The sequence below is a fragment of the Cryobacterium sp. N22 genome, from assembly GCF_002929555.1.
Taxonomy (GTDB): Bacteria; Actinomycetota; Actinomycetes; order Actinomycetales; family Microbacteriaceae; genus Cryobacterium.
In genome coordinates this window covers 19,121-40,465 of the sequence record NZ_PJJP01000031.1, presented here as the reverse complement: position 1 = coordinate 40,465, position 21,345 = coordinate 19,121, and the positions used below count along the sequence as shown (strand labels likewise).

Below are 21,345 nucleotides of genomic sequence, written 5' to 3'. Positions count from 1 at the left end.
ATGTCATGACCGCAATCAGTACTGCACCTCCGGTGCCCCGCCTGTCCAACCGGCGCCGGACCATCAAGGTGATGCGGCTGCACCTGGTCAATCGCCTCACCTATGTCGGCATCCCCTGGATCATCACCGGCGTCGCCCTGGTTGTCTCGATCGTGGTGGCTCTGTTGATCTCAGCGTCGGTGCCCGAGGCGAACCGGCAGGACGCCCTGCAAGGGATGAGCTACAGCTGGGCGGTACTCTCGCCGCTCTGGTACCTCGCCGTGGTGGGCGTTCAGGCCGTGAACGCGGTGTTCCCGTTCGCGATGGGCTTCAGCATCACCCGCCGCGAGTACGCCCTGGGCACGCTGCTCACCTATGTCGTGATCGCGGCCTTCAACGCCACCGGCTGGGCGATCCTCACCGAGATCGAGCGTGCGATCAACGAGTCGGGTGTCGTTTTCCACCACTTCACGGCGCTCTGGTTCGGCGAGGCCGGCGCCGGAACCGTGTGGCTGTCGCTGTTCAGCCTGCAGATCCTGCTCTTCGCCGTCACGTCAGCGTTCGGAGCCGTCTACGCCCGCTGGCGGGCGATGGGAATGCTGGTGCTCTGGGTATCGGTGGCCCTGGTGGTGCTGGGCCTCATGGCCTTCGCGGTCCTCACCGGCATGGCCCCGCCGTTTCTCGACTGGCTGATGGGCATGCCCGCACCGAGCTTCTTCGCGGCGCTCCTGCTTCCGTCCGCGCTCGCGTTCGCGCTCGGCTGGGGAGCCCTGCGTCGGGCCCCACTGCGCGGGTAACGCGCCGCGGGCCGGGATCCCGCAGGAGTTATGCCACCCCGCGGGTGCTGATGGGGCGGGTGCTCGGGTAGCGGAACGAGAGCAGGTCGGGCAGGTCGAGCACCGAGGCGACCCGGCGGGTCTCCGGCACACCGTCGCGCGGGGCGGGCGCGACGAGAACGGCCTCCATGCCGTGCGCGCGGGGGCCGTCGAAGTCGGCGTCCCAGGTGTCGCCGACGAAGATCACCCGGGCCGGATCGGCATCCGCCCGGTCCAGGGCCGCCTGGTAGATCGCGGAGTGGGGCTTCCGAAAGCCCACCTCGAGCGACGTCACGATGTTGGCGATGAGGTCGGTGGCACCCATGGCCGCCAGCTGGCGGGGCACGACGGATGCGCTGTGCGTGTTCGAGACGATGGTGAGGGTGAAGCTCTGGCCCAGTTCCCTCAGCGTCTGGGCCATGCCGGGGATCAGCACCACTCCGCGCTCCCAGTCCGCCATGTTGCTCGCGGCGCCGGCGGCGATCTCGGTGGCGTCGGGTTCGCGGCCGAGCAGTCGCAGGATGGCGCGCCGCGACAGCTCCTCCATGGTGAACTCGCGGTGGTCTTCGTCGGACTCCGCGTTGAGCCGGTGGAAGGCGTCCAGCCAGGCGTCGGCGGTCTCTTGCTCGGTGCCGGCCGCGCCGAAGGCCCGCATGCTCGCGTGGGTGTCGGCGTAGCCCTGGCCCGCGCGGGAGTCCGCGTAGTTGACCAGCGTGCCGAAGAAGTCGAGGAACAGATGCCGCATGACCTCAGCTTGGCAGGGTGTGGGGCCTCGGCCGGTTAACGACCCGGCGCAGCCTCCTCAATCGGCACGGGTCGGGCGCCGCTATATGGGGCAGTAGGGCCGTTGTGCGGGCCAGGCGCCGGTCTGCGGGTGGCGCGCCACCCGCATAGCGGCGCCTACCCCGCGCAGCACCATCGAGCCGCCGCCGCCACCCCGCCGGCCCCCTCGGCGGCACAGAACCGCGGATGAGATCGGGAATACGCCACGGCCCGGCAACCTTGCACGAACCATGAAGAAGATCGGGTTCTTGTCCTTCGGCCACTACCAGGCGGTGCCGGGATCGCTCGTGCGAACCGCACGGGATGCCCTGCTGCAGACCGTGGAACTCGCGGTGGCGGCCGAGGAGCTCGGCGTGGACGGCGCGTCGGTGCGGGTGCACCACTTCGCCCCGCAGCTCGCATCGCCGTTCCCGTTGCTGGCCGCGATGGCCGCCCGCACCAGCCGGATCGAGCTGGGCACCGGCGTGATCGACATGCGCTACGAGAACCCGCTCTACATGGCCGAAGAGGCCGCGATCACCGACCTGATCAGCAACGGACGGCTGCAGCTCGGCCTCAGCCGCGGCTCACCCGAGACCGCACTGCGCGGCGCCGAGGCGTTCGGCCACGTGCCCCGGCCGGGCGAGAGCGACGCGGATGACGCCCGCGAGCGCACCGCACAATTCCGCCGCGCCATCAGCGGGGCCGGGGTCGCCGCCGCAAACCCGCAGCTCACCGGGCACAGCAACTTGCTCGCCATCCAGCCGCAGGCACCGGGCCTGGCCGAGCGCATCTGGTGGGGCTCCGGCAGCCGAGCCACCGCGAAGTGGACCGGCGAGCAGGGCATGAACCTGATGAGCTCCACCCTGCTCACCGAAGACACCGGCGCCGACTTCGGCGACCTGCAGGCCGAACAGATCGCGATCTTCCGCCAGGCGTGGACGGACGCCGGGCACACCGGCACTCCGCGAGTGTCGGTGAGCCGCAGCATCATGCCGCTGGTCACCGACGAGGACCGCCGCTACTTCGGCCTGCGCGCGCAGGCCGACAATCGCGACCAGGTGGGCCACCTCGACGGCGGTCTGGCCAGATTCGGCAAGAGCTACATCGGCGAACCCGATGTGCTCGTCGAGCAGCTGGCGCAGGATGCCGCGGTGGCGGCCGCCGACACCGTGCTGCTGACGGTGCCCAACCAGCTCGGTGTGGACTACAACGCGCGGCTGCTCGAGTCGGTGCTGCGATTCGTGGCTCCCGACCTCGGCTGGCGCTGACCGGCGTGAGGCTCCGGTCGCCTCACGGCCTCCTCGTACCTGCATCCGTGAGGGCTCGATCCCTTTTTGTCGAAATCACCCGCGAATGGGGGCTTAGGAGAGCTGCACACAGCCCCAGTGGCCGGTGCGGCGCTGCTAGGTTCGGAGTTACGAGCAGTTTGGGGACTGAGCCGTGAACGTACATGGCGTATCATCACAGCACTTCCCGCTGAGACGAGCGGGCAGTGCGCTCAGCCTGTCTGCCCTTCTTGCTCGCGCCCGGGCCGGTGACGCGTCATGACTGCATTCGATGACCTGGTGGCCCCGCTCCCGGCCGGCGCCACGGTACCGTCCGAGCCGCCGACATCCGACGCCCTGCTGGCCACCGTTGATTCGGTGGCGGATGGCATAGCCGACCTGAGCCAGGCCGACGGTGGTCGAGACACGACCCTGCCCGGCGGTTTTGTGGAGCTCGCCGACCTGCCGGGCCCGGCGCCAGACGATGACCTGCACCAGCCGGGCCACGCACCCGGCTTCCCGGCCTCGCTCGCCCGTCGGTCCACGATCGAGAGGCTGCTCGCCGAGAGCGCCCAGGCCAACCAGGACGGCCAGCACAATACCGGCGCCGCCCAGGCCGAACAGGTGCTCGCCGACCCCTTCATCACCCCCGGCCAGGAGGCCCGCGCCCGTCAGCTGCTCTCCGGCCACCGGCTGCGGTTGGGCGAGTTCGAGGCCTCAGTGCGGCACGGACTTCTCGCCCTGGAGTACCTCACCGCCAGCGGCGACCTGCTCGGCCAGTCGATGGTGCACTGCACACTCGCTCTCGCGTTCCACGAGACCGCGCTGGAAGAACCCGCGCTCGGCCACGTGCTCGGCGCTCTCGAAGCCGCGCGGGTCTGCGGCAGCCGCACGGCGGAGTTCTGGGCGCTGTCGCGTTCGTCGATGGTGCATCAGGCTCTCGGCGACGCCGAGCGCAGCATCGAGCTGGGCCGGCAGGCCCTCGCCCTGGCCGACACCCTCGGAGACCCGCAGGCCGAGTTCGCGGCGCGGAACAACCTGGGCGACAGCTACCTGGAGATCGCCCGGGCGCAGCGGGCCAAGGGCGAGGACGCCCAGGCGGCCCTGCACGACGGGATCGCCATCATTCGCGCCGCTGTGGCGCGATCGGTAGAGCAGCGGCACGCCTTCGACGAGACCATCGCGCGCACCAACCTCGTCGGGTTCCTCATGGAGCGCGGCGAATACGCCGAAGCGCGCCGGCAGGCCGGCCGGTCCAAGACCATCGCCATCACCAACGGCTACCGCAACCTGGCCGTGAACAACGATGCGCAGCTGGCCGAGGTGGCGCAGGCCGAGGGCCGCGTCGACCTGGCCTGCGCCATGATGAACGCCCAGCTCGCCGACCCGTCCGTGGCCGAGGACGCGGCCCTGAACGTGAAACTGCACAGGTCGCTCTACGAGATGCACCGCGACGCCGGCCGGTTCGAGCAGGCCCTGCACCATCACGAACGGCTGCACGTGCTGATCCTCGGACTCACCAGGCAGACCGCCGGGCTGCAGTCGCGGATGCTGATCAACTCCCTGGAAATCGAGCAGGCCCGCCACGAGGCGCAGCGTTCACAGCTGGAAGCCGAGATGCAGCGCATCCGCGCCGAGGAGCTCGACCAGCAGGCGCACACCGACCCGCTCACCCGGCTGCCCAACCGCCGGGCCCTCGACCGGCAGCTGCCCGAGATGATGCGCACCGCGAGGGAACGGTCGGAACCGCTCTGCGCGGTGATGGTCGACATGGACCACTTCAAGCGGGTCAACGACGAGCACGGTCACGCGACCGGCGACCGGGTGCTCACCACCATGGCCGAGATCCTCGGCGAGGCCACTCGCGACAGCGACCTCGCGGTGCGGGTCGGTGGCGAAGAATTCCTGCTGGTGCTCGGCAACACCACCCTCGACCAGGCCGTGCAGATTTGCGAGCGCCTGCTCGGCGAGGTGCGCACCCACCCGTGGGGCGTAGTCACGGCGGGGCTCCGCTGCACCGCCAGTGTGGGTGTCGCCCTGCTCAAGCAGGGGGAGAGCGTCTCCCGCTGGCTCGGCCGCGCCGATGCCGCCCTGTACGAGGCCAAGGCCGCCGGCCGCAACCGGGTCGAACTCGCCGGCTCCCGGGCCTGAGGCCGCACCGCCCGACCGGGCGCGCTCAGGGCACCAGCACGATCTTGCCCACGTGAGCGGATGCCTCCAACCGGCGATGCGCATCCGCCGCGTCGGCGAACGAGAACCTGCTGTCGACCACCGGCTTCAGTGCGCCGGATTCCAGCCACGGCCACACCCGGCTGAGCAGGTCGGCCATGATGGCCGCCTTCTCCACGGCGGGCCGGGCGCGCAAGGTGGTGCCCCAGTAGCGGCCGCGCTTCTGCATGAGATGGAACGGGTTGAAGACGGCGTCCTCACCGCTCTGGTTGGCGATCACCATGATGGTGCCGCCCAGGGCGAGCGCCGCCACATTGCGGGCCGCGTATGAGCCGCCCATGATGTCCAGGATCACGTCGGCGCCGTGCCCGCCGGTCGCGGCGAGCACCTCGGCCACGAAGTCCTGCTCGCGGTAGTTGATCAGCACCTCCGCGCCGAGCTGCCCGCACACGGCCAGCTTTTCGGCGGATCCGGCCGTGACCAGGACCCGGGCGCCGGCCAGCCGGGCCAACTGGATAGCGGTGGTACCGATGCCGCTGGCGCCGCCGTGCACGAGCAGGGTTTGGCCGGCCCTGAGGCCGGCGCTCATGAAGACGTTCGACCACACCGTCGCCAGCGCCTCCGGCAACGCGGCGGCGTCGGTCAGGTCAACCCCCTGGGGAACGGGCAGGGCGAGGTCCTGGTGCACCACGGCCTCGGTGGCGTAGCCGCCGCCGGCCAGCAGCGCGCAGACCCTGTCGCCGACGGCGAACCGGGTGACGGCGATCCCGGTCTCGGTCACGATGCCGGAGACCTCCAGGCCCGGCCACTTCGGTGCTCCCGCTGGGGACGGGTAGAGGCCCTGGCGCTGCTGCACATCGGCCCGGTTCACGCCGGCCCCGGCCACTTCGATCCGGATGTCGCCGGCGCCGACGACCAGGTCGGGGACGGTTTCGAGGGTGAGGGCGTCCGGGCCGCCTGGGGTGTGGACCACGAGTGCACGCATACCGCCATCTTAGAAGCGTGCCCGATGAGCGGCAGGCCTAGCCGACGATCCAGTCGAGGGTCTGTCCGTGCGCACCGCACCGGGCGAGGGGCCGGCCGTCGAGGGAGACGATGAAGTCGCCCGGCACCGGTGTCTCCGGCAGCAGCGCGTCGACTCGGGGCAGCACACCGACGCCGTCCAGCGAGATCCAGCGGCCGAAGCCGGTCACGGCATCCGCGAAGGCCGCCCGCTGCGCGGGAGCCAGGTAGACCAAAACCGCGGGACTGACGATGACCAGCGGCACTCCGTCCGGCGCGCGCGCGACCAGCGCCTCGAGATCCTGGGCGGCGTCCCCACCCACGAGCAGCGGTGGGTCCCGGCGCACGATCGCCATCGCCGCATCCAGTCGACGGCGACGCTCGGTCTGTTCGGGCCAGACGAGAGTCTCCAGCCAGCGCACGTCCTCGGGGTCGTGCACGTCCAACGGATTCAGGTCGAGGCCGGCGCGCCAGACGACCTCGGGCGGATGCTCCGGGAGCGGCACCGGCCCGGTGGTCTCGGCAGCGAGCAGTACCGGGCTGGGTCCGTCGGCCGGATCCACCCGCCGGCCTGAATAGTCGTAGCTGTACCGGTCGGGGTAGAGGCAGAGTCCCGCGCTGGCGCCGACCTCGATCAGGGCCACCCGCGGGCCGATCGAGGCGAGGACCGGCATGATCGCGGTGAGGCGGCGCGGCTCGTTGGTCTGGGTGGCGCGCACCCGCGCCTCGGCGGCGACCGCCGGCCAGTGCTCGAGAAGCCAGCGGCGGAAGACCGGATAACCCGACAGCGGTGCGCCGAGCAGGCGCGCGCAGGCGAAGATCAGGTTCGGCTGGCGTTTGGGCCGCGGCAGAGTGATGAGCAGGGCAAGGACCTCGGCATCGCCCTCGACCCCGCCGGCCCAGTCGGCGTAGAGCCCGGACTGACCCGGAGTCTCGAACAGCCGGAAGCGCCGGTACCAGTCGGCGGTCTTCTCCAGGTCCAGGGCGCGCTGCTCGGTGGGCGTCCGGGGGAGGTCAGGCACCGGTGCGGATGCGCTCCAGGAGTAGGGCGAACAGCAGGCTGGAGCGCTGCTCGTCGTTGATGATGTCGATGAGCTCGAGCACGGCCGCCCGGTCGGCTTCGGGGGCGTTGGCGACGTCGACGTCGTTGATGCTCTCGATTGCCGCGATGAGACGGTCGGCGCTGGTGGGAGCCCCGGCCCCAGCGGAGGAGGCGGGGGCCTGCGGAGTGTGATCTGTTGTGGGCATCTTTTTACGGTACCCCACCCGGCATTTGCCGCTCTTGGCGGCACGCGGTGCGAATAGCCCGCTGGCCGGGCATTCTCATGGACAAATCGGCACCGTTCGGGCCGCCGTGCGGCTCCCGTTCACATGGGTTTGGCAGGAAAAAGTGAGGTTCCGTTCAGGTAGCTTGGGCAGGCTAGGCCGCTTGCCCGACGCCGATCCACGCGCGTGGGCCAACCCAATTAGTAAGCGTGCCCGATGGAGCGCACCACGACACGACCTGGAAGTCTATGCGCCCCGATAACTCTCTGAACGCCACGCCCGAAATCCCCAGTACCAGCAGCACCCGTAGTACCCGCGCCGAGCGCAAGAGCCGCTCCCGCAGCAAGCGTCTCACCCTCCTCGCCGGCGGCCTCGTGCTCGCCGGGGTCGTGACCGGCACCGGTTTCACTGTGCAGTCGGCTGTCGCCGACCAGCAGCAGCAGGCCCAGCAGGAGCGCGACGACCGTGCCGCCGCCAAGGCCGCGGCCATCAGCAAGACCCACCTCGCCGCATCCGTGGCCCTGGTCGACGCCGACACCGCGCTCGATGCCGCCGTGGACAAGGTGGATGCGTCCGCCCTGTCGACCACCTCCAGCACACTGGCCGGCTACATCTCGATGCCGCTGGCCGAGGTGACCGAGCTCACCTCGCAGGCCAAGGAGCAGACCGCGTCCGTGCAGGCCGCCGCCGTCGAAGCGGACCGGGTTGCCACGGAGGCCGCAGCAGCGCAGGCCGCCGCCGACGCCCAGGCTGCCGCCGAGGCCCAGGCCGCGGCCCAGGCCGTCGCCGGCGGCAACACCCCCGCCGGGGCCAAGGCCACCGCCGCGAGCCTGGCCTCGTCACGGTACGGCTGGGGAGCGTCGCAGTTCTCCTGCCTGGCACAGCTGTGGGAGAAGGAATCCAACTGGTCGTACACGGCCTACAACGGTGACGGCGGGGCCACCGGCATCCCGCAGGCGCTGCCCGGCAGCAAGATGGCCTCGGCCGGCTCGGACTGGGCCACGAACGCCAGCACCCAGATCGCCTGGGGACTCGAGTACATCAACGGCTCCTACGGCACCCCGTGCGCCGCCTGGTCGCACTCGCAGGCGATGAACTGGTACTAAACCAGCCCCACCCCCGGCGAGTTGCCCAGGTGGGCAACTCGCCACGGCGCCGGTCAGGTCCAGTAGTTGTTCTGGTACAGAAAGACGATCACGCCCAGCTCCAGGGCGAGCAGCAGGTAGCCCACCCACAGTGCCGCGTAGGCGAAGGTGCGCCCGCTGGCCTCGCCGCGCGCAATGCGGGACAGGGTGACATGGCCCAGCACCACCCCGATCAGCGGCAGGATCAGCGCCAGCACGAAGCTGAGCACGGCCAGCGCTCCCGTCGCATCCGGGTTCGGGTCGATGGCGGCAGCGGCGGCGTTCTGGCGGATGCCGAACCGCAGCAGGAACACCAGCGCGATCGCGCCGCCCACGATGAGCACGATGGTGATCGGATAGGTGCCCATGCGCTGCCTCTTCCCTAGCGGGCCGTCAGTTGGCCGAGCACGGTGCCGTCGGCGGCCTGCAGCGTCATCACGCCGGCCTGCACCCGGCCCTGGGCGGCCTGGTTCAACCACTGGTCCACGCCCTCGCAGGCCATCAGCGTCGTCGCGCCGCCGGTGAAGAGAATCGCCTCGTCATCGGCCTGCTCCCACGCTCCGGTGAGCACGTTGCAGCCGTCGTTGCCGGAGTAGGTGCCGTCGGCCTCGATCGAGAGGAACGGCGCCGTCGGGGTGTTCGACTCCACCCAGTAGCCGATCGGGAGCCCCTGCGGGCCCACGGTGCTGTCGGTGGACCGCACCAGGGTGGTCTCGGTCGAGTCGAACGAACTGTGGATGACCAGCGTGTCACCGTCCACCTGAACCCGGGTGCCGCGGCTGACCGCCAGCGGCAGCTGGGCGCCGGGGCACGCCATCATCGTCTGGGGGCCGGAGGTCGTGGTCAGGGTGCCGTCGGCGTCGACCTCCCAGGTGCCCTGCACCCGGTTGCAGCCGTCGGAGGCGCTCCAGGTGTTGTCCTGCACGAAGGAGATGTACGGCTGCTCCGGGCTGTCGAAGGTCTCGTCGAGCACCCAGGTGCCCACGAGAGCGCCGGGCTGTACCGTGCCCGACGGGGAGGCCGCGTTCGGCGTTTGGATGGTGCAGCCGGCGACGACCAGCAGAAGGGCCGCGGCGGCAAGAAACCGGGCGGAGGGATGGGGTGCCATGACAGGAGACCTCTCGGCTGGGGAACATGCACTGGGTGAGTGCGGGTGGAGCGAGCTGCTGTTCTGCTCACTATGGAGTCAGCCAGCCCCGGGCAGGGGAAGCTGACGCGGAATCACGCATCCCGAGGCGCGGAACTGCGCTCGGCACCGGGAACCAGTTGATGGCTTCGATACTCCGAGGGAAGCATGGCATACCGCGCCTTGAAGCCGGCCCGCAGCTCGAAGGTGGAGCTGTACCCGGCCCTGGCCGCCACATCCGCAATCGTCAGGCCCGAGGAATGCGGCATAGTCAGCAGCACCGCGGCCGATTCGGCCCTCGCCCGGACGATCTCGTGGGCCACGGTGCCGCCGCTGCCCTCAAAGGCCCGCTGCAGGTGCCGCAACGAGACGCCAAGCTGCGCGGCCAGGGTCGCCGGGGTGAGGTCGGGGTCCCGGTGCCGCGCATCTATCTGACTGCGCGCCCGCACCCGCAGGCCCGTGCGCAGGTCCTCACTGTCCATCGCATAACCGTCGGCCTCCAGTAGCAGGCCCACCACGAGGTCCTCGATGGTGCGCTCCACCATCAGGGTGCCCACGCCGCTGGGCGACCAGGCGCTGTCGACGATCGACAGCGCGAACAGCCGCAACGGCAGACCGAGCGAGCCGGAATCGTCGATCGGCTGGTGGTCGCTGCGCACGCGCACCCCGCGTTCGGCGAGCCGGGACTGCGGCAGCTGGATGGCGAGACCGCGGGTCATTTCGGTGCTTTCCAGCGTCACGGAGTCCCAGCCCGGCACCGTGTAGCCGCTGATCGGGCGCAGGGTGCGCACCGGGCCGCCGCCGATCCGGATGCCCATCAGCCCGTTGAGCAGGAACACCACGTTCAGAAGATTCGGGGCCACCTCGGTGCTGCCGTCGAACCGGAACGGCGACTGCGTGGTGAGAGTCACCGAGGTCTGCCCGATCAGGCGCCGCTTCGCCGAGAAGTGGAACACCGTGGACTCCGGCACGAAGAACCGCCGGGCCAGCGCGGTCACCGCCCGGTCGGGCAGCGGAACCGGACCGGCCTGGGCAATGATGTGCTGCATGGCTCCGACGGGAATCGGTACCCACATGGTGCACCCCCGGTTGGTCTGAGCGGCGCCGCGAACAGCGGCCCTGGTCCTGACGTGAATTCACGCAGCACGGTACTGCGAGACACCGGTCCCGGCAACGGAGGTGGCCCACATTGGGCAATTTTGCGCCAGCGGTTAGGCAGACTCGCGCCAGATTCTGCACCGGCCGAATTCCCGGTCTTATGGTGACTCTCATTCAGGCCGGGTGAGTGACCGGGTGAGCGAGGGGATCAATAACCATGGCCGCACACACCCTGCCGGAGAGCCCGACGGCGCCACCACCGACGGCCTCCTGGCTGCCGCTGATCGTGGTGGTACTCACCCAGATCCAGGCCTCTTTCGCCGTGAATGCGCTCACGGTGTCGATGCAGGGCATCACCACCGACCTCGACACGCCGGCCACCAGTGTCGGAACGGCCATCACCGCCGGCACCTTCGCGATGGCGGCGTTCATCCTGCTCGGTGCCAAGGTCGGCGCCAAGTTCGGCTCCCGCCGGGTGTTCCAGATCGCCGTGGTCATCCACGGCCTGGCGATGGCCGCCGTGGCGCTCAGCGTCTCCCCGGCCATGCTCTTCGTGGCCCAGGCCGCCTCCGGCGCGGTGATCGCCCTCATCGCCCCGGCGCTGGTGGTGTTCATCGCGGCGAACTTCCACGGCGAGCAGCAGGCCAAGGCGATCGGCTACCTGGCCGCCGCCATCCCGGCCGCCGGCGTGCTCGCCCTGCTCATCGCCGGCACCTTCGCGTCGACGATCGGCTGGCGGTACTCCTTCGCGCTCATCGTGGTGCTCGCCGGCGTGAACCTGTTGCTCAGCTTCCGGCTCAAGGTGGTGCCGCCGCAGACGGAGGTCACCATCGACTGGGTGGGGGCGCTGCTCGCGGCAGGGGCCATCATCCTGCTCAGCTTCGGCTTCAGCGGGCTCAACACCTGGGGCGTGGTGCTGGCCACCGACGCGGCCCCGTTCAGCATCCTCGGTGTCTCTCCGGCGCCCATCCTGATCATCTTCGGCGCCATCATCGGCCAGGTCTTCTTCGTCTGGCTGCGCCGGCAGAAGGCCGCCCACCGGCCGCAGATCTTCGACCTCGAGGTTCTCAAATCGGGGTCGGAGAAGGCGACCACCTTCGCGATGGCGGCGATGCTCTTCGTCGGCACGGCGGCGAACTTCCTGATCCCGCTCTACATCCAGATCGTGCAAGGCCGGTCGAGTTTCCAGACGTCGATCGCGATCATCCCGTACACTCTGTCGATCTTCCTCGCCAGCACGCTCGTCGCCACCCTGTACCGCCGATACCCGCCGCACACCATCGCCAGGGTCGGCTTCGTGGTGGTGGCGTTCGGCCTCACCCTGCTCGCCTTCACCATCCGAAACGAGTGGGAACAGTTCGTCGTGATCCTCGGCCTCATTATCCTGGGCCTGGGCCAGGGCGCGATCGTGGCACTGGTGTTCAACACCCTGCTCTCGGCCGCGCCCAAACGGCTCGCCGGCGACGTGGGCGCCTGGCGGGGCCTGGTGCACAACATCTCCGGCAGCATCGGCATCGCCGTGGCCAGCGTCTTCGCGGTGGGCCTGCTCAGCGCCCTGATCAACACGAGCGTGACAGACAGCCCCACCCTGCCGCCGGAACTCACGGCACAGGTGCCGCTCGACAGTGTGAACTTCGTCACCAACGAGCGGCTGGAGGAGGTGCTCAGCGACACCACCGCCACCCAGGAACAGGTCGACGAGGCCGTGCTGATCAACGCGGCTGCCCGGTTGCTGGCCCTGAAGATCTCCCTGCTCGGCCTGGCCGGCGTCGCGCTGCTGGCCATCATCCCCGCCGGCCGGATGCCCGACTACCGNCTGAAGATCTCCCTGCTCGGCCTGGCCGGCGTCGCGCTGCTGGCCATCATCCCCGCCGGCCGGATGCCCGACTACCGGCCAGGCGACATCCCCCCGGTGCTCTCCAGCGGCGCGGAGCCCGACCCGGCCGAGGCCGACGGCGCCGCGGCCGAGGGCACCGCGGCGGACGGTGCCGCGCCGGACGCCACCGCTCCGCACCCAGCAGCGCCGCACCCCGCACCGCGCCACGCCGCCGCAGGGGAGTAGGCCGACCCGTGGACCCCATCGCGGTGACCCTGGTGGTGCTTGCAGTCGCCGTAGTGCTCTTCGTCTGGAACCGGCTGCCGGTGGAGATCGTGGCGATCGGGGTGGCGCTGGCCCTGTTCGCCACGGGAGTGCTGACCTTCGAGCAGACCCTGGCCGGCTTCGGTGACCCGGTGATCGTGTTCATCGCCGCGCTCTTCGTGGTGAGCGAGGCCCTCGACGCCACGGGCCTGACCACCTGGGCCGGCCAGCGGCTGGTTGCGCGCGCCGGCACCAGCCGGCGCCGGCTGCTGGTGCTGGTGATGCTGCTGGTGGCCGTGGTCACCGCGCTGATCAGCGTGAACGGCGCCGTCGCCGCGCTGCTGCCGATGGTGGTGGTTCTGGCCATGCGCATCCGTCAGCCCCCGTCACGGATGCTGATGCCCCTCGCGTTCGGCGCCCACGCGGGGTCGCTGCTGGCCCTGACGGGAACCCCGGTGAACGTGCTCGTCTCCGAACTGGCGGTGGACAGCGGCGAGCGGGCGTTCGGCTTCTTCGAGTTCGGGCTGGTGGGGCTGCCGCTGGTGACCGGCACAATCCTGATCACTGTGCTGTTCGGCGGCCGGCTGCTGCCCGACCGCGCCGCGGTCTCCGCTCCGCGCGACCTCAGCGCGCACGCGCAGACCCTCGCGGACCAGTACCGGCTGCCCGCCGACGGCGGGCCGGCCGGATTGCTCAACCGGGAGGTCGGCCTCACCGAGGTGCTGGTGCCGCCACGGTCGCCGTTCGTGGGCGAACACGTGTTCACCGGCATGGTCACCGACAGCGGCCGGCTCGTCGTGGTGGCCATCCAGCGCAGCGGCGACGACCTCACCGAGACCGTGCTGGTGCCGGGCGACCTGCTGCTGCTCCGCGGAACCTGGGACGCACTGGAGACCACCTCCGGCGACCCCGACGTCATCGTGGTCGACGAGCCGGACAGCATCCGCCGCCAAGCCGTGCCGATGGGACCGCGGGCCAAGCCGGCCCTGATCGTGCTGGCCGGCATGGTGATCCTGCTGGCCACCGGGCTGGTGCCGCCGGCGGTGGCGGCGCTGCTCGCCGCGTGCGCCATGGTGCTGCTGCGAGTGCTCACCGTGCCACAGGCGCACCGGTCGATGGCCTGGACCACCCTGATCCTGGTGGGCGGCATGATCCCGCTGTCCACCGCCATCCAGGTCAGCGGCGCGGCCGACCTCCTGGCCGCGGGACTGGTCGACGCGGTGGGCCGGATCGGCCCGGCGGGGGAGCCGAGCCCTGTGCTGCTCCTGTTGGGCATCGCTGTGGTCACCGTGATCCTCGGCCAACTGATCAGCAACATGGCCACCGCCCTGATCGTGGCGCCCATCGCGATCGCCATCGCCGGCGAAACGGGCATCTCGGCGCTGCCGCTGCTGATGGGCGTCGCCGTCGCCGCGGCCGCGTCGTTCCTCACCCCGGTGGCCACACCCGCCAACACCATGGTGCTCGGTCCCGGCGCCTACCGCTTCGGCGACTACTGGAAGCTCGGCCTGCCCCTGGTGGCGCTCTTCCTCGCCGTCGCGACCCTGCTGGTGCCCGTCTTCTGGCCCTTCCACCCCTGACCGTTCGCCCAACCCTAGGAGCCCCGCATGTCCCTCGGATCGCACAAACTCATTCCAGAGTCGTTCACCGCGGCACCCTCCCTCGACCCGGCAAACGCGGTGGGCGTGCTGGTGGTCAGCGAGGTGTCGGTGGGCCTGGATGCCGTCGGCTACCTCGTCGGGCCCACCGGGGACCTGCCCGACACAGTGACGGTGCCCCGCGAGGCGCTCGCCGGGCTCGGCTTCGACGCCAACCCGGGCCAGTCGCTGCTGGTGCCGCAGCAGTCCGGCCCGCAGCTCTACCTGGTGGGCACCGGCCCCGCCGAGGAGGTCACCGACGCGAGCCTGCGGGATGCCGCCGCCACCTTTGCCAGGGCCGCGCACCGGCACCCCCGGGTCGGCCTGCACCCGGGTGTCATGCCCCTGCCGCCCGAGCGGGTCGGGCAGCTGATCACGGAGGGCGTGCTGCTCGCGCGCTATCGGTACACCGTGGTGAAACCATCCAGCCGCCACGTGCCCCTCATCTCGCTCGACATCGTGGTCGCGCCGGAGCAGGCCGGCGCGGTGGCCGACGGCGCCCACCGGGGCGAGATCCTCGCCCGCGCCACCAACCTGGCCCGCGACCTGGCGAACACCCCGCCGAGCCACCTCACCGCCACCGACCTCGCCGACCTCGCGGTGCGGCTCGGCGCCGACCGTGACCTGGAGGCGACGATCTTCGACAAGGCCCAGATCATCGAGCTGGGCTGCGGCGGTCTGCTCGGCGTCAACGCGGGCAGCGTCGAGGAACCGCGCATCATCAAGCTGGTCTACCGGCCGGACCCCGCCCTGGCGGTGGCACCGGCCCGGCTGGCCATCGTGGGCAAGGGCATCATGTACGACTCCGGCGGCATCTCCCTCAAGCCCTCCGACCCCATGCACCTGGCGATGAAGATGGACATGGCCGGAGCCGCGGCGGTGCTCGGCGTCCTGACGGCGCTGAAGGACCTGGGCTGCACCACCCAGGTCACCGCGTTCCTGATGTGCACCGACAACATGCCCTCCGGCTCGGCGATGAAATTGGGCGACGTGCTGCACATCCGCGGCGGCACCACCGTGGAGGTCAAGAACACCGACGCCGAAGGCCGGTTGGTGATGTCGGATGCGCTGGTGCTGGCCGGCGAGGAATCGCCGGACGCGATCGTGGACATCGCCACCCTCACCGGGGCGGCGCTGATGGCGCTGGGCCAGCACACCGCCGCCGTGTTCGGCACCAGCCAGCCGCTCGTCGACCAAGCCGTGGCCGCCGGGCGGGAGGCCGACGAATCGCTTTGGCAGTTGCCGCTGGAGAAGCGCTACCGACCGCAACTGGACTCCGAGGTCGCCGACCTGTCGAACATGGGCGGCAAGTACGCCGGGGCCACCACGGCCGCGCTGTTCCTGGCCGAGTTCGTGGGAGACATCCCGTGGGCGCATGTGGACATCGCCGGGACCATGCAGGCCGACAAGGACGAGTCCTGGCGCAGCCAGGGGGCGACCGGATTCGGCACCCGGCTGCTGCTGGAACTCGCCCTGCGGTTCAGGCCGGTGAGCCCCGGAGCCCCGATGGCGTGATGCTGGTGTACGTTCACGTCGAGTCCACCCTGTTGACCTCGCGCACCGCGCCGTACCGCAGCACACAGCACTAAGGAGGAACGATGGTGGATTTTCAGGTCGGTGCCTGGCTGCTCGTGGCGCTGCACGCCCTGCTCGTGCTCATCGCCACGGTGTACGTCTCGGCCAACCGTCGGCCGTCCGCGGCCATCGCCTGGGTGCTGGCGATCATCTTCATCCCCTACCTCGGCGTGCTGATCTTCCTGCTGGTGGGTGTGGGGCGGCTGCCCAAGGCCCGCCGTGAGAAGCAGCACGAGGTGAATCAGCTGATCCTGGCCCGCACCGAGGGCCTGGACCAGGTGAGCCACCGCGACGAGTGGCCGGCCTGGCTCGGCTCGGCCGTGCGGCTGAACCGCAACCTCGGTGCGCTGCCCATGGTGGGCGGCAACCGGGTGGAGCTGCTGCCGGACTACGAGGACTCCATCAAGCGGATGGTGGAGGCCGTCGACGAGGCCACCGAGTTCGTGCACGTGCAGTTCTACATCCTGGTGCTCGACACCGTCACCCAGCCGTTCTTCGACGCCCTGGCCCGGGCGATCCAACGCGGCGTGCAGGTCAAGGTGCTCTCCGACTACCTCGCCTGCCTGATGCTGCCGCGCCGCAAGGAGACCATCGCGGCGTTCACATCGATGGGTGCCGAGTGGCATGCGCTGCTGCCGCTGCGGTTCTGGAAGGGCCAGTGGCGCCGGCCGGACATGCGCAACCACCGCAAACTCCTCGTCGTCGACGGGCGGCTGGGTTTCAGCGGTTCGCAGAACATGATCGACGCCACCTACCTCAAGCCCGGCAACCTCAAGCGTGGACTGCGCTGGCACGAGCTGATGATGCGCATCGAGGGGCCGGCGGTGCGCGAGCTGAACGCCGTGTTCCTCGCCGACTGGTTCAGCGAAACCGATGAGATCCTGCCCTTCGACACGTCGCCCATCGTGCTCGACCCCGCCCCTGACCTGCTCGACGCCCAGGTACTGCCGAGCGGCCCGAGCTTTGAGAACGACAACAACCTCAAGCTCTACGCCATGCTCATCCAGAAGGCCGAGCACCGGGTCAGCATCACCAGCCCCTACTTCGTGCCGGAGGAATCGACGATGCTGGCCATCGTCACGGCGGCGTCGCGCGGGGTGGAGGTGGAGCTGTTCGCCTCCCACATCGGCGACCAGGCGCTGGTGTACCACGCGCAACGGTCGTACTACGAGGAGCTGCTGCGGGCGGGAGTGTCGATCTACCTCTATGCGGAGCCCACGGTGCTGCACGCGAAGCACTTCACCATCGACGACGACGTGTCGGTGGTGGGGTCGAGCAATATGGACATCCGCTCGTTCAGCCTGAACATGGAGGTGTCGGTGCTTGTGCACGGCGCCGAATTCGTGCGGCGGATGCGGGTGGTGCAGGACGGCTACCGGGCCAACAGCAGCAGGCTCGAGCTGGCCGACTGGCTCAACAGGCCGGCCAGCGCCAAGGTGTTCGACAACCTGGCCCGACTGACCTCGTCGCTGCAATAGCTGGAGAAGGGGAGGTGCGCGGGTGAACGAGTGGGGCCAGCTGTTGCCGCTGGCGTTGACCATCGCGCTCAGTCCGCTGCCGCTGGCGGGACTGCTGCTGATCCTGCTCGCCCCCGACGGATTCAAGGCGGCGGCGGGGTTCAGCATCGGCTGGTTCATCGGGGTGCTGTTCTCGGCCACCCTGCTGGCGCTCCTGTCGTCGCTGCTGCCGCACGACAGGTCGGTCGGCACCCGCACGCTGCAGGTGGCGGTGCCGTTGCTGCTCGGCATCATTCTGATCGTGCTGGGCCTGGTGCAGTGGCATGACCGGCCGCAGCGCGGCGCAGAGGTGCCGCTGCCACGCTGGTTGAACGCGCTGGACCGGCTGACCCCGGTGCGGGCGACCATCATCGGCGTCGGCTACGCCGCGTTCCGGCCGAAGAATCTGGTGATGGCCGCCGCCGCCGGGGTGGTGATCCTGGGCGCCCACTCCGACCCCACCGGCATCGTGATCTCGGTGGCCGTGTTCACCGCGCTGGCCTCCATCACCATGCTCGGCCCGGTGCTCGCCTACGCGTTCGGCGGCCCCGCTGTGCGGGAGAAGCTGGTGCGCCTGCGCGGCTGGCTGGTGCGCAACATGCCGGTGATCACGGTCATCACGGTGTTGCTGCTCGGCGTCTTCCTGGTGCTGGTCGGCCTCGGTGAGTGGGCCGGCCAGCTGTTCCGCTGAGCCGGCCGCTGGGCGGCCAGCCGGCCAGCCGGGCTGAGCATAACTCCTGCTGAAATTCGGGCACCGCATCGGTCTCCGCGGAACGACGCGGCGGACGCCGGCGTGCGAGGAGAATTGCAGGAGTTATGCCCCCCCGCCCTCGACGATGGAGACCACCGATGGCCGCACAGGACCGAAACAGCCGCCTCGCCACCCGCCGCACGGCCGCCGGCGAGTTCATCGAACGCCTGGAGCGCCCGGCGCTGGCGATCGAACTGGGCCTGGAACCGCATCCGGAGGGCGGCTGGTACCGGCGCACCTGGACGTCGCCGGTGCCGGTGACACTCACGGATGCCGACGGCTCCGAACGGATGCGTCCGGCGGCCACGCTCATCCACTTTCTGCTGCCGGCCGGAGAATTCTCTGCCTGGCACCGGCTGTCCTCCAGCGAGATCTGGATCTGGAACGGCCAGGGCGCCGTGCACCTGGAACTCGGCGGCGACGGCGACGAACCCGACACCGAGACCAGCCCGGTCCTCGGCGGCCGGCTGCTGCGCGGCGAGCACAGCCAGGTGATCATCCCGGCGGATGTCTGGCAGCGCACCGTGCCCAGCGAGGAGGACGCCCTGGTGAGCTGCCTGGTGTCACCCGGCTTCGACTTCGCCGACTTCACGATGGAGTAGCTCCCGGTGCGGCGCCGGCGCTGACGCCCGGGTGGGGACGCCGGCCCGCCGGCGCACGACCCGCAGCACGATGGCGTCGATGAGCACGCCCAGCAGCAGGGCAACGGCCACGGCAAGCATCGCGCCCAGCAGCGGGTTGTGCCGCAGCCACGCGCCGGCGAGCACGCCGACCAGCACCGAGTAGGTGGCCCAGCCGAGCCCGCCGAGAGCTGCGAAGGAAACGAACCGGCGCAATGGAAAGCCCGTGGCGCCCGCGGTCATGTTCACGGCGACCCGGCCGACGGGGATGTACCTGGCCGTGAGCAGCAGCGATGCCGGCCGGCTCAGCAGGGCCGTGCGCGCCCTGGTAGCGATCCGCACCGCGCCGGGGCGGCGCTGCCAGCCGAAGCGAGTCAGGCCGATCCGGCGACCGATCAGGTAGGCGATGCTGTCGCCGAGCACGGCGCCCACCGCGACCACGCCGATGAGCCAGCCGAGGTTCGGCGTTCCGGCGGAGACGGCCAGGGCGCCGAGCGCCACGACCACCGTCTCGCTGGGAAGCGGCGGGAAGAAGCCGTCGATGACCACACAGAGGAACACGACAGGGTAGACCCAAGCCGACCCGGCCAGGGCGAGGACGAGGTCGTTGAGGGCATCAAAGGCAGGCATGTCCTCACGGTAAGGAGAGCCGTGCGGCGCCCGCGTCGGTCGGAGGGACGATTCGCTGCACCGTTGGGATGATCCGGGCCGCCGCAGCGTTCTGCGGCCTCGTCAGGGGGTCAGTGACCCGGTTGGGTCCGGATCGTCACCGGATCACCCCCGGATGGCCCCGGATGTGTCACCACGACCGGCGAAATGACCGTAACTTAGATAGGTAGGCACATGTCCGTCGAACCCGACGCGGTCGAGCCTACGCACACGAAAGGTTGAGTTGTGAACGAGGAATGCATCCACGGACTGGACGGGGAGCTGTGCGCCCTGTGTTTCCCACCCGCCGCCCCCGTCGCACCGACCGTGCCCGCTGCCCGCGCCCCGCGTGCCAGCCGAGCCCGCACCCCCGAGGCGCCGACGGCGCTGCGCACCATCGTCGCCCCGATCACCACGGGCACCGCTCGCACCAAACGCCACGACGACAAGGTCGGTGAGCAGCGGATCTACCACCTCACCCACATCCGCAACCTGCCCGGCATCCTCGCCACCGGCCGGCTCCTGGCCGACACCAGCGCCGACTGGGCCGACCGTCCCGTCGTCGACATCTCGTCGCCGGAAAACCGTAGCGCCCGCCGTGACGCCCGCGTCTCCGGCGCCGACAGCCTCGCCGTCGCCGACCACGTGCCCTTCTTCCTCTCGCCCAACGCCCTGGTCTGGGAGAACATCCGCGCGCAGTCCCTCGACCCGCGCCTGTCCGACGACGCCCACGACGCCGCCGCGTACGACTTCGTGATCCTGGTCTCGACGGTCAAGAAGGTGCTCGACGCGCAGGTCGCCGCGGCCGCCGACCCGTCCGCCACCCACTTCGCCGTGACGGATGGCGACGCCGCGTTCACCGCCACCCGCTTCGGCGCCACGGCCGACTCGGCCGACCGGATGCTGCAGACGCTGCGCGCCGACCTCGACTCCGATGCGATCCTCAAGGCCGAGCTGCTCGTGCCGGGCGAGGTGCCGTTCGGCCTGATCACGCTGATCGGCGTGGCCAACGATAGAGTGCGGGATGCGGTCAAGCCGATCCTCGCCACCCTGAGCCACAAGCCCAAGGTCGCCGTGTACCCGCCGTGGTTCCACCCCACCGAAGAGCTCTAACCGCCAGGCCGGGGCGCCGGTGTCCGTCCCGGATGCCCTCGTGCGGCACCGAGTTGCCGCAAGCCGCCCTTTCGGGAGCGTTTTGGGGGCACTTTCCGGCAACTCACAATGGAGTTCTTGCGTGAGTTGCCGCAAAGCGCCCTTGCGGGAGGGTGTTGGGGGCACTTTCCGGCAACTCGGCAGCCACGCACTCGGCAGCCACGCACTCGGCAGCCGGGCGCCCAGCCGGCACGGTTGAATTAGACGACGCCCAGGGGTTGCGGCTCACCGGCGGGCAACTCCACGCGCAGCGTGTCGCCGGGCAGCACGGTGCCGTCGGCGACGACGATGCCCATGATGCCGGCCTTGCGCACGATCCGGCCCGCGTCATCCGTGTGCTTGAGTGTCTTCTTGAGGCCCGACTGGAACTTGTCGATCATCGAGCAAGGGTCGCGCATGCCGGTGACCTCGACGACGGCGTCGTTGCCGAGGTGCAGCCGGGTGCCCAACGGCAGCGCCAGCAGGTCGATGCCGACGGTGGTGATGTTCTCGCCGAGCTGGCCGGGGGAGACGTCGAAGCCCTCGGCCGCGAGCTCGGCCAGCAGCTCCGAGCGCATCAGGTGCACCTGGGTGAGATTGGGCCGCGTCGGGTCGGTGCGGATCAGGTAACGGTGCTGGGTCGTGGCGCCGGCGTGCGAGTCGCCCTCGATGCCGTACCCGGCCACCAGGCGGATGCTGGGCACCACCGGCTTGCTGAACCGGTGCCTGTCGTCCCGGCTCACCGCCTCGACGGTGCCCGTCTGTTGCTCGCTCATGCCGCCATCCTGCCAGATCCGG

At 70.2% G+C, this 21,345-nt stretch carries 20 protein-coding genes; 11 read left to right on the top strand and 9 right to left on the bottom strand.

Going from position 1 to position 21,345, the window contains the following annotated elements:
• The first annotated feature begins 5 nt into the window (after window positions 1-5).
• Window positions 6-776 carry a hypothetical protein gene (locus tag CXY76_RS06920; RefSeq protein ID WP_146073394.1) on the top strand — a complete coding sequence of 257 codons (771 nt, stop codon included), beginning with the start codon at window positions 6-8 and terminating at the stop codon, window positions 774-776.
• A 28-nt stretch (window positions 777-804) separates the two neighbouring features.
• Here the strand turns inward: CXY76_RS06920 and CXY76_RS06915 are convergent, their stop codons facing one another.
• On the bottom strand, window positions 805-1,539 hold the full coding sequence (locus CXY76_RS06915) for an HAD family hydrolase (RefSeq protein ID WP_104163515.1): 735 nt from the start codon (window positions 1,537-1,539) through the stop codon (window positions 805-807).
• A gap of 268 nt (window positions 1,540-1,807) precedes the next feature.
• Here CXY76_RS06915 and CXY76_RS06910 point away from each other — a divergent pair, with 268 nt between their 5' ends.
• Both CXY76_RS06910 and CXY76_RS06905 read left to right on the top strand, forming a co-directional pair.
• Window positions 1,808-2,827 (top strand): LLM class flavin-dependent oxidoreductase, encoded by a 1,020-nt coding sequence (locus CXY76_RS06910; protein ID WP_104163514.1) that lies wholly within the window; start codon window positions 1,808-1,810, stop codon window positions 2,825-2,827.
• 276 nt (window positions 2,828-3,103) lie between these two features.
• Window positions 3,104-4,975, top strand: a complete 1,872-nt coding sequence (locus CXY76_RS06905) for a GGDEF domain-containing protein (protein WP_104163513.1) — start codon at window positions 3,104-3,106, stop codon at window positions 4,973-4,975.
• A gap of 25 nt (window positions 4,976-5,000) precedes the next feature.
• On the opposite strand, the gene CXY76_RS06900 is transcribed toward CXY76_RS06905, so the two are convergent.
• Genes CXY76_RS06900 through CXY76_RS06890 form a run of 3 tightly spaced genes read right to left on the bottom strand, consistent with a single transcriptional unit; the run spans window position 5,001 to window position 7,243 of the window.
• Window positions 5,001-5,978 carry an NAD(P)H-quinone oxidoreductase gene (locus CXY76_RS06900; RefSeq protein ID WP_104163512.1) on the bottom strand — a complete coding sequence of 326 codons (978 nt, stop codon included), beginning with the start codon at window positions 5,976-5,978 and terminating at the stop codon, window positions 5,001-5,003.
• Window positions 5,979-6,015: 37 nt separating this feature from the next.
• A complete protein-coding gene (locus CXY76_RS06895; protein ID WP_233199619.1) occupies window positions 6,016-7,017 on the bottom strand; it encodes a DUF2332 domain-containing protein in 1,002 nt (333 codons plus the stop codon).
• Window positions 7,010-7,243 (bottom strand): hypothetical protein, encoded by a 234-nt coding sequence (locus CXY76_RS06890; protein WP_104163511.1) that lies wholly within the window; start codon window positions 7,241-7,243, stop codon window positions 7,010-7,012. The genes CXY76_RS06895 and CXY76_RS06890 overlap by 8 nt, the downstream gene beginning before the upstream one ends.
• Window positions 7,244-7,509: 266 nt before the next feature.
• Here CXY76_RS06890 and CXY76_RS06885 point away from each other — a divergent pair, with 266 nt between their 5' ends.
• Window positions 7,510-8,367 carry a hypothetical protein gene (locus CXY76_RS06885; protein ID WP_104163510.1) on the top strand — a complete coding sequence of 286 codons (858 nt, stop codon included), beginning with the start codon at window positions 7,510-7,512 and terminating at the stop codon, window positions 8,365-8,367.
• A 53-nt stretch (window positions 8,368-8,420) separates the two neighbouring features.
• Here CXY76_RS06885 and CXY76_RS06880 read toward each other — a convergent pair whose 3' ends face one another.
• The 3 genes from CXY76_RS06880 to CXY76_RS06870 all read right to left on the bottom strand — a co-directional run bounded on the left by CXY76_RS06880 (window position 8,421) and on the right by CXY76_RS06870 (window position 10,560).
• Complete coding sequence (locus CXY76_RS06880) at window positions 8,421-8,753, bottom strand: DUF4190 domain-containing protein (RefSeq protein ID WP_104163509.1); 333 nt, start codon at window positions 8,751-8,753, stop codon at window positions 8,421-8,423.
• Window positions 8,754-8,767: 14 nt separating this feature from the next.
• On the bottom strand, window positions 8,768-9,493 hold the full coding sequence (locus CXY76_RS06875; RefSeq protein WP_104163508.1) for an META domain-containing protein: 726 nt from the start codon (window positions 9,491-9,493) through the stop codon (window positions 8,768-8,770).
• A 113-nt stretch (window positions 9,494-9,606) separates the two neighbouring features.
• Window positions 9,607-10,560, bottom strand: coding sequence for a helix-turn-helix transcriptional regulator (locus CXY76_RS06870; protein ID WP_158253852.1), 954 nt, complete (start codon window positions 10,558-10,560; stop codon window positions 9,607-9,609).
• A 266-nt stretch (window positions 10,561-10,826) separates the two neighbouring features.
• On the opposite strand from CXY76_RS06870, the gene CXY76_RS06865 reads away from it, so the two are divergent.
• From CXY76_RS06865 to CXY76_RS06840, 6 genes are all read left to right on the top strand, one after another.
• Window positions 10,827-12,671 (top strand): MFS transporter, encoded by a 1,845-nt coding sequence (locus CXY76_RS06865; protein ID WP_104163506.1) that lies wholly within the window; start codon window positions 10,827-10,829, stop codon window positions 12,669-12,671.
• Window positions 12,672-12,679: 8 nt separating this feature from the next.
• Complete coding sequence (locus CXY76_RS06860; protein ID WP_104163505.1) at window positions 12,680-14,269, top strand: SLC13 family permease; 1,590 nt, start codon at window positions 12,680-12,682, stop codon at window positions 14,267-14,269.
• Window positions 14,270-14,296: 27 nt separating this feature from the next.
• A complete protein-coding gene (locus tag CXY76_RS06855) occupies window positions 14,297-15,841 on the top strand; it encodes a leucyl aminopeptidase (RefSeq protein ID WP_104163504.1) in 1,545 nt (514 codons plus the stop codon).
• 83 nt (window positions 15,842-15,924) lie between these two features.
• Window positions 15,925-17,379 (top strand): cardiolipin synthase, encoded by a 1,455-nt coding sequence (gene cls, locus CXY76_RS06850; RefSeq protein ID WP_104163503.1) that lies wholly within the window; start codon window positions 15,925-15,927, stop codon window positions 17,377-17,379.
• 22 nt (window positions 17,380-17,401) lie between these two features.
• On the top strand, window positions 17,402-18,088 hold the full coding sequence (locus CXY76_RS06845) for a GAP family protein (protein WP_104163502.1): 687 nt from the start codon (window positions 17,402-17,404) through the stop codon (window positions 18,086-18,088).
• A 158-nt stretch (window positions 18,089-18,246) separates the two neighbouring features.
• Entirely contained in the window at window positions 18,247-18,750 is a 504-nt protein-coding gene (locus CXY76_RS06840) for a cupin domain-containing protein (protein ID WP_104163501.1), read from the top strand.
• Here the strand turns inward: CXY76_RS06840 and CXY76_RS06835 are convergent.
• Window positions 18,712-19,398, bottom strand: a complete 687-nt coding sequence (locus tag CXY76_RS06835) for a DedA family protein (RefSeq protein WP_104163500.1) — start codon at window positions 19,396-19,398, stop codon at window positions 18,712-18,714. The two genes, CXY76_RS06840 and CXY76_RS06835, sit on opposite strands and share 39 nt — an antisense overlap.
• 264 nt (window positions 19,399-19,662) lie before the next feature.
• On the opposite strand from CXY76_RS06835, the gene CXY76_RS06830 reads away from it, so the two are divergent.
• Window positions 19,663-20,529 (top strand): DUF4433 domain-containing protein, encoded by an 867-nt coding sequence (locus CXY76_RS06830; protein ID WP_104163499.1) that lies wholly within the window; start codon window positions 19,663-19,665, stop codon window positions 20,527-20,529.
• 239 nt (window positions 20,530-20,768) lie between these two features.
• On the opposite strand, the gene CXY76_RS06825 is transcribed toward CXY76_RS06830, so the two are convergent.
• Window positions 20,769-21,323: an MOSC domain-containing protein gene (locus CXY76_RS06825; RefSeq protein WP_104163498.1), complete on the bottom strand. Its 555-nt coding sequence runs from the start codon at window positions 21,321-21,323 to the stop codon at window positions 20,769-20,771.
• Window positions 21,324-21,345 lie beyond the last annotated feature (22 nt).

What these genes read in the sequence shown, in the direction of transcription:
- CXY76_RS06840 (WP_104163501.1), top strand. Translation starts at nt 18,247, where the DNA reads ATGGCCGCACAGGACCGAAACAGCCGCCTCGCCACCCGCCGCACGGCC.
- cls (WP_104163503.1), top strand. Translation starts at nt 15,925, where the DNA reads ATGGTGGATTTTCAGGTCGGTGCCTGGCTGCTCGTGGCGCTGCACGCC.
- CXY76_RS06875 (WP_104163508.1), bottom strand. Translation starts at nt 9,493, where the DNA reads ATGGCACCCCATCCCTCCGCCCGGTTTCTTGCCGCCGCGGCCCTTCTG.
- CXY76_RS06920 (WP_146073394.1), top strand. Translation starts at nt 6, where the DNA reads ATGACCGCAATCAGTACTGCACCTCCGGTGCCCCGCCTGTCCAACCGG.
- CXY76_RS06900 (WP_104163512.1), bottom strand. Translation starts at nt 5,978, where the DNA reads ATGCGTGCACTCGTGGTCCACACCCCAGGCGGCCCGGACGCCCTCACC.
- CXY76_RS06910 (WP_104163514.1), top strand. Translation starts at nt 1,808, where the DNA reads ATGAAGAAGATCGGGTTCTTGTCCTTCGGCCACTACCAGGCGGTGCCG.
- CXY76_RS06855 (WP_104163504.1), top strand. Translation starts at nt 14,297, where the DNA reads ATGTCCCTCGGATCGCACAAACTCATTCCAGAGTCGTTCACCGCGGCA.
- CXY76_RS06890 (WP_104163511.1), bottom strand. Translation starts at nt 7,243, where the DNA reads ATGCCCACAACAGATCACACTCCGCAGGCCCCCGCCTCCTCCGCTGGG.
- CXY76_RS06905 (WP_104163513.1), top strand. Translation starts at nt 3,104, where the DNA reads ATGACTGCATTCGATGACCTGGTGGCCCCGCTCCCGGCCGGCGCCACG.
- CXY76_RS06885 (WP_104163510.1), top strand. Translation starts at nt 7,510, where the DNA reads ATGCGCCCCGATAACTCTCTGAACGCCACGCCCGAAATCCCCAGTACC.
- CXY76_RS06825 (WP_104163498.1), bottom strand. Translation starts at nt 21,323, where the DNA reads ATGAGCGAGCAACAGACGGGCACCGTCGAGGCGGTGAGCCGGGACGAC.
- CXY76_RS06870 (WP_158253852.1), bottom strand. Translation starts at nt 10,560, where the DNA reads ATGCAGCACATCATTGCCCAGGCCGGTCCGGTTCCGCTGCCCGACCGG.
- CXY76_RS06835 (WP_104163500.1), bottom strand. Translation starts at nt 19,398, where the DNA reads ATGCCTGCCTTTGATGCCCTCAACGACCTCGTCCTCGCCCTGGCCGGG.
- CXY76_RS06880 (WP_104163509.1), bottom strand. Translation starts at nt 8,753, where the DNA reads ATGGGCACCTATCCGATCACCATCGTGCTCATCGTGGGCGGCGCGATC.
- CXY76_RS06915 (WP_104163515.1), bottom strand. Translation starts at nt 1,539, where the DNA reads ATGCGGCATCTGTTCCTCGACTTCTTCGGCACGCTGGTCAACTACGCG.